This is a genomic window from Rhodovulum sp. BSW8 (genome assembly GCF_003314725.1).
GTDB lineage: Bacteria > Pseudomonadota > Alphaproteobacteria > Rhodobacterales > Rhodobacteraceae > Rhodovulum > Rhodovulum visakhapatnamense.
On record NZ_QNVX01000043.1, the window covers coordinates 1 to 399 of the forward strand.

General features: G+C 65.2%; 1 protein-coding gene. It reads right to left on the reverse strand.

Annotated features, from left to right (window positions below; genetic code table 11):
- Positions 1-63: 63 nt before the first annotated feature.
- Positions 64-345: a hypothetical protein gene (locus tag DSD19_RS16055; protein ID WP_113670333.1), complete on the reverse strand. Its 282-nt coding sequence runs from the start codon at positions 343-345 to the stop codon at positions 64-66.
- Positions 346-399: the final 54 nt, after the last annotated feature.

Here is a 399-nt window from a genome sequence, read left to right on the forward strand (position 1 = left end):
CTCTGCCCGCGCGCACCTGATTGAAGCGTCCGGCGACGCGCCAGTAGATCCGAATTGCCAGTGTCATGCCGTTTGCTCCGGGTCGAAGAGTTCGAAGACGGTCTCGGCGCCCGCGAGCGCCAGCACCGCCAGGACGTAATGCAGCCCCGGCGCGTTCTCGGATCGCAGCCAGTTCCGCACCGTGCGCGGGTTCACCGGCCGCTGCGCCGTGTTCAGCGCCTCGGCCACCAGATCGGCCAGCTCGGCCTCGCTCGTCGCTTCGGGGAAAGACCGCCACAGAAGCGAGGCGAACCACTTCCGCTCCCGCTCCTGCGGGTCGCGCAAATTCTGGAAGGACTTTTGCATAGCGACATCCCTATGGTGGCTTCGTGCAAAATGACTCGGGGTCGAAATCGATGG